Origin of the sequence: Bradyrhizobium sp. CCBAU 65884 (assembly GCF_028128835.1) — a bacterium.
GTDB lineage: Bacteria > Pseudomonadota > Alphaproteobacteria > Rhizobiales > Xanthobacteraceae > Bradyrhizobium > Bradyrhizobium ottawaense.
The window spans coordinates 21,375-27,594 of sequence record NZ_LBJU01000074.1; the positions used below are offsets into that span (position 1 = coordinate 21,375).

The window sequence follows — 6,220 nt, forward strand, 5'->3', positions numbered from 1 at the left end:
ACAACCTCCGTCGTCGTCCCGGCGAAGGCCGGGACCCATACCGCGTGATCTATCGAGTGTGGGCGGTCTTCGTACCGGCTGGATAACTGCAAGTCTTCGCCAAACTACTCCCTGTGGTTATGGGTCCCGGCGTTCGCCGGGACGACAGTTGAGTATTTGTCCGGCAGCGTGGCCTCACGCGTTGCCGCGATCTTCCCGGAACAAATCCAGCTTCTGCTGCACGGGACGATCCGAGAAGCTGAACAGCACGGCATCGTCCTCCGCCTCGTGGGTGACCCATTGCCAGCTCGGCACCACGAACAGATCGCGCGGGCCCCATTCGAAGACGGCATCGCCGATCCGGCTGCGGCCGCGGCCTTCGATCGGGCAGAACACGGTCGCATCGGTCGACCGGTAGCGCGCGGTCTTGAAACCCTTTGGCAGCAGCTGGATGAAAGTGCCGATGGTCGGCATCGCGAAATCGCCGGTCTCGGGGTTGCTGAACTTCAGCTTGAGGCCGTGGCAGGCGTCCCACTCCTGGCTCGTTCTGGCTTTCTCCAGCGCCTCGCGCGTGTAGGCGTAGGGATAGCTGAAGATCGGCGAGGTCTTCGAGCTCCGCTTGACGTCGACCGGCAGCAGGTTGTGGCCGTAGCGGGCAAAGCTGTCGCCGGCCGGCTTTGTGATCCTATGCTGATCTTCCTTGGAGCCTTCCGCAAAGGAGCAATCGAAGAACTGCACCAGCGGAATGTCGAGGCCATCCAGCCAGAACATCGGCTGATCGGTCTCGTTGGAATGATCGTGCCAGGTCATCGACGGCGTGATGATGAAATCGCCCGGCTCCATCGCAGTGCGCTCGCCGTCGACGGCGGTATGGGCGCCCTTGCCTTCGAGCACGAAGCGCAGCGCCGACTGGCTGTGCCGGTGCGCGGGCGCGACGTCGCCGGGCACCACCATCTGCACGCCGGCATAGAGCGAGGTCGTGATCTTGGACTGGCCGCGCAGGCCGGGGTTCTCCAGCACCAGCACGCGCCGCTCGGCTTCCTTGGCGGTGATCAGCTTGCCGGCCTCCGTCATGTAGTCGCGGATGATTTCGAATTTCCAGAGGTGCGGCCGGCAGGCGCTCTTCGGCTCCGGCGTGATCAGGTCGCTCATCACCGTCCAAAGCGCGGTGAGATTCTCGCCGTCGATCTTCTTGTAGAACGCCTCGCGTTCCGGCGTCTTGGTCACCGCTTCCATGGTGGCGCTCCCGTCGTTTTGTTGATTGACAGTATACTGACGATCTAGGTAGCGTCAATGTGGCGGACGACATACAAGGTCCTCGTCATTCCGGGGCGACGCGCCAGCGTCGAGCCCGGAATCCATAACCCCGATCGGGAGTATGGATTCCGGGCGCTCGCTTCGCGAGCCCCGGAATGACGGAGAAAAACTAACAGGGAGGGTCCCAATGAAGCTGCACGGCTATTTCCGCTCCAGCGCCGCCTATCGGGTGCGGATCGCGCTGAACCTCAAGGGACTTGGTGCCGAGCACCTGCCGCATCATTTGCGCAAGGGCGAGCAATGCGCGCCCGCCTATCTTGCCATCAACCCGCAGGGCCTGGTGCCGGCGCTGGAGAACGACGGCGGCGCGGTGCTGACGCAATCGGTCGCCATCATCGAATGGCTCGACGAGACCCATCCCAACCCGCCGCTGCTGCCGAAGGATCCGCTGCGGCGCGCCAAGGTGAGGGCGTTCGCAATGGCGATCGCCTGCGACACCCATCCGGTGCAGAACCTGAAAGTGCTGGCGCGGCTGCGCGAGCTCGGCCTGCCCGAGGAGAAGGTCCAGGACTGGGCGGCCTGGGTCAACCGCGAAGGGCTGTCGGCTTGCGAGGCTCTGATCAAGGACGAGGCCGGCCCGTTCTGCTTCGGCGATGCGCCGACGCTCGCCGATCTCTGCCTGGTGCCGCAACTCGCCAATGCCCGCCGTTTCGGCGTCGACGTGTCGGCCTATCCGCGTCTGCTCGCGGCAGAGGCGGCCGCAAAGGCGCTCGCCGCGTTTGCCAACGCTGCGCCGGAGAAGCAGCCCGATGCCGAGTAAGCCGCCTCCTCCGATCACGATCGACGCGGTTTATGCCGCGCCGGGCTATCTGTTCCGGCGCATGCAGCAGATCGCGGTCTCGATCTTCATGGAGGAGTGCAAGACGTTCGACCTGACCCCGGTGCAATATGCCGCGCTGATCGCGATCCACACCCATCCCGGCATCGACGCGACGCGGCTGTCGGCGGTGATCGCCTTCGACCGCTCCACGCTCGGCAGCGTGATCGAGCGGCTGCAGGCCAAGGACTATGTCGAGCGCAAGCCGGCCCCCGAGGACAAGCGGATCAAGCTGCTCTATCTAACCAAATCCGGCGCCGCGATCCTGCGCGAGATCATTCCCGCCGTCGAGCGCGCTCAGGCGAGGATGCTGGAGCCGCTGAAGCCCGCCGATCGCAAGACGCTGATGGGGCTCCTGGTGCAGCTCGTCGATCTCAACAACGAGGCCTCACGCGTGCCGCTGCGCGCGGAGGATGCGCTGGAGCATCTGGGGAAGGCGGGGTGAGGGTGGTGTGAGCGATACTCACGCCTCATCCCCGCTGTCGTCCCGGGGCGCGCGTAGCGCGAGCCCGGGACCCATAACCCCAGGGAGAAATTTGGCGAAGACTCGCGGTTACCAGTCGCGCACCAAACCACTCCCTTTGGTTATGGGTCCCCGCCTGCGCGGGGACGACACCTGTGGTGTGGCGACGTCTCGTCTTCACATCCGCAGCAACGCCTGCCGATCGATCTTCCCCGTGCCGGTCTTCGGCAGCTCGTCGGTGAAGATCACTTCGCGCGGATATTTGTAAGGAAGCAGCCTGCCCTTGACGTAGTCCTGCAGCCGCCGCGTCGCGTCACCCCGGTCGACCGTGCGGCTGTTCATCACCACCACGGCCTTCAGCGTCATGCGCCGGTCCGGCAGTTCGGCGGCGAACACCGCGCATTCGCGGATATCGGGATGGTCGGCGAGGCACAGCTCGACCTCGAGCGGGTAGACCCACTGTCCCGAGATCTTGATGAGATCGTCGGCGCGGCCGCGGAAGAAGTGGAAGCCGTCGGCATCGCGCACGAAGCGGTCGCCGGTGTAGATCCAGCCGCCCTGCCGAATCGTCTCCGCGGATTTGTCCGGCCGGTTCCAGTACAGCGGCGTGTTGGAATCGCCGCGCACCCACAAGATACCTTCCTCGTTGTCGGCGACATCGCGCCCGTCCTTGTCGCGCAGCGCGACCTCGTAGCCGGGCACGCGCAAGCCGGCGGCGCCGAGCTTCTTCTGCTCGGGGCGGTTGGAGAGATAGATGTGCAGCACCTCGGTCGAGCCGAGCCCTTCGACGATCTCCAGGCCCGTGAGCGTCTTCCAGCCGTTGAAGACCTCGGCCGACAGCACCTCGGCCGCGGAGAGCGACATGCGCAGCGACGAGAAGTTGGTCTGTTGCGCGCCCTCGGCCTTGGTCAGGGACGTGTAGAGCGTCGGCAGGCCGAAGAAGACCGTCGGCTTGTGCTGCTCGATTGCCGCGAAGATCGTGGCCGGCTTCGGCTGGCCCGGCAGCAGCAGCGTTGCCGCGCCCGCCGAGAACGGGAAGGTGACGGAATTGCCGAAGCCATAGGCGAAGAAGATCTTTGGCACCGAGAAGCAGATGTCGTCGGGCGTCAGCTTCAGCACGTTCTGCGCAAAGGCGAGCTCGCTATAGGCCATGTCGTGCTGGAGATGCACGATGCCCTTGGGCCGGCCGGTCGAGCCGGACGAATACATCCAGAACGCCATCTCGTTGCGATGCGTCTCCGCTTCCGCCAGCTCGGCCGGGAATTGCTTGAGCCAGTCCGTCGCCGCGAGCGCGCTCGGCGCGGCGTGATCGCCCGCCTCGCCATTGGCGACAATCAGCGTGCACAGGCGCGTGTCCTTGCAGGCCTCGGCATTGAAGCGTGGCGCGAATTCGGCGTCCGCCACCGCAACGCTGGCGCCGGAATCGGCGAGGTAGAATTGCAGCAAATCCGGCGGCGTCAGCGTGTTGATCAGGAGCGGCACGAAGCCGGCCCGCACCGCGCCGAAGAACGCGGCCGGGTAGGCCGGGGTGTCGTCGAGAAACAGCAGCACGCGGTCGCCGCGCTTCAGGCCGAGCGATGCAAAGCCGTTGCCCCAGCGGCAAGTCTCGTCGCAGAGCTCGGCGTAAGTCCGCGTGCCTGCCGGACCCATGAGCGCGACCCTGTCGCCACGGCCCTTGGCGAGATTGTCGAACAGCACGCGGCTGGCGTTGTAGATTTCAGGAACGGCAAAGCCGATCTCGCGCGCCCCCTCGCTATCGGCGGGAACCTGGTCGAAGATCTCGTTGCTCATGCCTCGTCCCCGCCGTTCTTGGCAGCCTCGTAACGCGCCATGAAGCCCGGCGACATGTGGCGCAGGCGTGCATCGTCGATGCGGCCGGAGCGGGTGATGTAGCTGTAGGCGAAGTCCATCAGACCCTGCTGCATGTGCTGGGCAAAATGCTCGTACCAGAAGGCGCTGGTGCGCGCCGCGTCGACGAGCTTTTGTACAACCGGTTTTCGCACAGCCTGGTACCGGTGCAGGGCGGTTGCAAGATGCGCATCCGATTCCAGCGCCTTGACCAGCGCGATGGCGTCCTCGATCGCGAGCCGCGTGCCCGAGCCGATCGAGAAGTGCGCCGAATGCAGGGCGTCGCCGATCAGCACCATGTTCTTGAACGACCAGTGCTCGTTCCAGACCCAGGGAAAGTTGCGCCAGACCGATTTGTTGGAGACGAGGCAATGGCCGCCAAGCGTGTCCGCGAACACCTCTTCGCAGACGCCCTTGGACTGCTCGACGTCCTTGTAGGCGAAGCCATAGGCCTGCCATGTCGCGTGGTCGCATTCGACCAGGAAGGTGCTCATGGCGGGCGAGTAGCGGTAGTGATGGGCGTTGAAGGCACCGCGATCGGTCTTCACGAAGGTCTGCGACAGCGTGTCGAAGCGCTTCGAGGTGCCGTACCAGACGAACTTGTTGGAGGAGTAGGACAGCGAGGTGCCGAAATCTCCCTCGAAGGCGCGGCGCACCTGCGAGTTCAAACCGTCGGCGGCGACGATCAGATCGTGGCCGTTGAGCTGGTCGATCGCATTTATCTGCGTGTCGAAGCGCGGGGTGACGCCAGCGTCGAGCGCGCGCTGCTGCAGGAACCGCAGCAGCTCGAGCCGCCCGATCGAGGAGAAGCCGACCCCGTCGATGGCGACGCTGTCGCTGCCGAGGTTCAGCGTGATGTTCTGCCAGCTCTCCATGTGCGGCGCGATCGCATCGACCGTCTCGGGGTCGTCGGCACGCAGAAATTCCAGCGCCTGGTCCGAGAACACGACGCCAAAGCCCCAGGTCGCGTCGGCCGGGTTCTGTTCGAACAGGTCGACTTGATCCTCGGGGTGACGCTTCTTCCAGAGATAGGCGAAGTAGAGCCCACCGGGCCCTCCGCCAATCACGGCGATCCGCAACGTCTGCCTCCCTAATTGACAGTATACTTACTATCTAGGGGTAGACTAATGTGCTCCGGCGTCCCGCGCCAGCGGAATTATCGGCCAGCGCAGGCGCGCCAAAGCGCACTTCGGCCACACGTTTTACGCGTGTCCGAAACCTCAGGTCCGAATCATAGCCAAACCGCGCCGGCTTGGCCATCCGCACCGTCAGACGCAGCGCTTCACGTAGACCCCGTTCACCAGCACCCGGGTACAGCGGACCACCGGAACCGGCTTGCGGACCACGACGGCCGCGTTCGGCCCGGCGCAGCCGGCGCGATAGACCCCGCGGGCGCAGACCACCGCATTGGCGTCGGTGGCCTCGAACGTCATCGTCGCTCCGAAGGCGAGGAGCGCAGAAGCAACGAGCAGCAATGAACGCATGTTGTCCTCCCGGTCTTGCCGTGATCGAAATCGGATATCTGCAAAAGATCTGTCGTTGCAGGCGTGCGGAAATTCATGCGCACGCCGTTCGTCGTTGCGGCTTTGGCGCCTGCGCCGTGTTACCTCGCCGCGAATGGGGCGAGCACGTCCTTGCACGCCGGCGACAGCGAGGCAGCCCTGTTGGAAATGCATTGAATGATGCGGCCGCCTCCGGGCGCGACGCCGGCGCAGAGCGTGCGGATGTCGGCGCCGCAGGCCGAGCGCGCGATGAACAGCTCTTCGCGCGGCAGCAAGGGACGCAACACGATCACG

Annotated in this window: 7 protein-coding genes; 2 read left to right on the forward strand and 5 right to left on the reverse strand. The window is 65.0% G+C overall.

Annotation, left to right across the window (positions count from 1 at the left end):
- Positions 1–174 precede the first annotated feature (174 nt).
- Positions 175–1,215: a gentisate 1,2-dioxygenase gene (gene gtdA, locus XI03_RS03510; protein WP_271591337.1), complete on the reverse strand. Its 1,041-nt coding sequence runs from the start codon at positions 1,213–1,215 to the stop codon at positions 175–177.
- 208 nt (positions 1,216–1,423) lie between these two features.
- Here gtdA and maiA point away from each other — a divergent pair, with 208 nt between their 5' ends.
- Both maiA and XI03_RS03520 read left to right on the forward strand, forming a co-directional pair.
- Positions 1,424–2,056, forward strand: a complete 633-nt coding sequence (gene maiA, locus XI03_RS03515; protein ID WP_271591338.1) for a maleylacetoacetate isomerase — start codon at positions 1,424–1,426, stop codon at positions 2,054–2,056.
- On the forward strand, positions 2,046–2,558 hold the full coding sequence (locus XI03_RS03520; protein ID WP_028143831.1) for a MarR family winged helix-turn-helix transcriptional regulator: 513 nt from the start codon (positions 2,046–2,048) through the stop codon (positions 2,556–2,558). The genes maiA and XI03_RS03520 overlap by 11 nt, the downstream gene beginning before the upstream one ends.
- 195 nt (positions 2,559–2,753) lie before the next feature.
- Here XI03_RS03520 and XI03_RS03525 read toward each other — a convergent pair whose 3' ends face one another.
- From XI03_RS03525 to XI03_RS03540, 4 genes are all read right to left on the reverse strand, one after another.
- Positions 2,754–4,367 carry a benzoate-CoA ligase family protein gene (locus XI03_RS03525; protein WP_271591339.1) on the reverse strand — a complete coding sequence of 538 codons (1,614 nt, stop codon included), beginning with the start codon at positions 4,365–4,367 and terminating at the stop codon, positions 2,754–2,756.
- Positions 4,364–5,503 carry an FAD-dependent monooxygenase gene (locus tag XI03_RS03530; protein ID WP_271591340.1) on the reverse strand — a complete coding sequence of 380 codons (1,140 nt, stop codon included), beginning with the start codon at positions 5,501–5,503 and terminating at the stop codon, positions 4,364–4,366. The genes XI03_RS03525 and XI03_RS03530 overlap by 4 nt, the downstream gene beginning before the upstream one ends.
- A gap of 189 nt (positions 5,504–5,692) precedes the next feature.
- Complete coding sequence (locus tag XI03_RS03535) at positions 5,693–5,908, reverse strand: hypothetical protein (RefSeq protein ID WP_028175115.1); 216 nt, start codon at positions 5,906–5,908, stop codon at positions 5,693–5,695.
- 119 nt (positions 5,909–6,027) lie between these two features.
- The coding region (locus tag XI03_RS03540) for a cysteine rich repeat-containing protein (protein ID WP_271591341.1) at positions 6,028–6,220 on the reverse strand (193 nt) is incomplete at its 5' end.

Coding starts and splice junctions, on each gene's coding strand:
- maiA (WP_271591338.1), top strand. CDS start 1,424: ATGAAGCTGCACGGCTATTTCCGCTCCAGCGCCGCCTATCGGGTGCGG.
- XI03_RS03535 (WP_028175115.1), bottom strand. CDS start 5,908: ATGCGTTCATTGCTGCTCGTTGCTTCTGCGCTCCTCGCCTTCGGAGCG.
- XI03_RS03520 (WP_028143831.1), top strand. CDS start 2,046: ATGCCGAGTAAGCCGCCTCCTCCGATCACGATCGACGCGGTTTATGCC.
- gtdA (WP_271591337.1), bottom strand. CDS start 1,215: ATGGAAGCGGTGACCAAGACGCCGGAACGCGAGGCGTTCTACAAGAAG.
- XI03_RS03525 (WP_271591339.1), bottom strand. CDS start 4,367: ATGAGCAACGAGATCTTCGACCAGGTTCCCGCCGATAGCGAGGGGGCG.